The organism is Microbacterium sp. Bi128 (assembly GCF_918698205.1).
On record NZ_CAKKMM010001200.1, the window covers coordinates 1 to 1576 of the forward strand.

The 1576-nt window shown below is 75.0% G+C and carries 1 protein-coding gene; it reads right to left on the minus strand.

Annotation, left to right across the window (positions count from 1 at the left end; translation table 11 throughout):
• Positions 1-2 precede the first annotated feature (2 nt).
• Positions 3-1568 (minus strand): AtzH-like domain-containing protein, encoded by a 1566-nt coding sequence (locus tag LQV45_RS31215; protein ID WP_230011217.1) that lies wholly within the window; start codon positions 1566-1568, stop codon positions 3-5.
• Between the last annotated feature and the right edge of the window lie 8 nt (positions 1569-1576).

Below are 1576 nucleotides of genomic sequence, written 5' to 3' on the forward strand. Positions count from 1 at the left end.
GGTCATCGGCCCACCCCGGCGACCAGCGCGGCCAGCCGCCGCGCCAGGCGGACCAGCGCGATGTCGGTGCCGGCGCGCGACACGAGGCATACGCCGACCGGCGCGCCGGCGACGGTCAAGAGCGGCACCGAGACGGCGGGAAGACCCGCCACCGCCGCGGGAGCGGTCATGCGCAGGGTCGCCGCACGGACGGAATCCACGTCGGCGGTGCGCAGCGGAGCAGGCCCGGGGACGGTCGGGAAGATCAGCACGGCGCCGTCGACGAGCTCGGCCAACGCCGCCGCGATCGGCTCCAGCTCGGCGCGCGCCGAGGTCTCCTGCGCGGCGGTGATCTGCGACGCGATGCGGAACCGCTCCGCCACCGCCGGGCCCACGGCCCCGGGGTGCGCGCGCATCCACTCGCCGTTGTTGCGCCAGGCCTCGGCGCCCTGCACCGTGCGGAACGCCGTGAAGGTGGCATCCAGGTCTCCCGTGTGCACGGCACGGAACGGGGGCGGATCCTCGGATGCCGCGAGCGCGGCGAGCATGCGCGAGAACTCGGTGCGGGTGGCGGGGTCGACGCACTCGAGGATCTCCTCGGGCACGAGGAAGCGCCACGGCAGGTCGTCGCCCGACGCGCCGTAGACGTTCTCGGTCGAGGCGGAGCCGTCGTAGCTGAGGCACCAGTCGGCGACGCGCTCGAGCGTCTCGCCGTCGCGGGTGAGCCAGCCGATCGTGTCGAAGGACTGCGCGAGCGGCAGCATCCCCTGCCGGGGCACGAGGTCGTGGGTCGTGCGGAGTCCCCACAGGCCCTGGTACGACGCGGGCACACGGATGGAGCCCGCGGTGTCGGTGGCGAGGCCGATGTCGGCGTGGCCGGCGGCGACGGCCGCGGCCGGTCCGCTCGACGAGCCCCCGGGCAGTGCCCCGACCACCGCGCCGTTCGGCGGAGTGCCGTAGTGCACGTTGTCGCCCGCGATCGAGTAGGCGAACTCGTCGGTGCGGGCGATCCCGCGCAGCGACGCGCCGGCGCGCAGCAGGTCGGCGACGGCGGGGGCGGTGACCTTCTCGGGTCGAGCCTCTTCGAGGAACGTGGGGTTGCCCGCGCCGATGCGGAACCCGGCGATCGCGAGCAGGTCCTTCACGGCGACGGTGAGCCCTTCGAGCGGACCCTCCCACGCGCCCTGCAGGAACGGGTCGCCGACGCTGCGCCAGATCGTGCGGTCGAGCGCCGGGGTGCGCGGGGTCACGTGGGCCGCGGTGATGAGCCACTGCCCGTCGATCCGCTGCCACACCTGCGTCTGCAGCCCCCGGCCGCCGCCGCGGAACGCCGAGACCGAGACGAGCAGGCCGACGTCGTCGCCGAGCGGCCGGTAGTGCACGTCGGCGATCCCGCGCGGAGGGACGCCGCCGCGCAGCGCCCGGAACCCGCTGATCGCGTCGTGCCCGACGAGGAGCCCGCCCGTGTCGCCGCGCAGGGTGTCGGGGCCGGGAGCGAAGAACGCGTCGAGCACGTCGAGGTCGTTCGCGACGATCGCGCGTTCGTACGCGTCGAAGGCCTCGCGCAGGTCGGCCGGGATCGTGGGCACGTCGACAT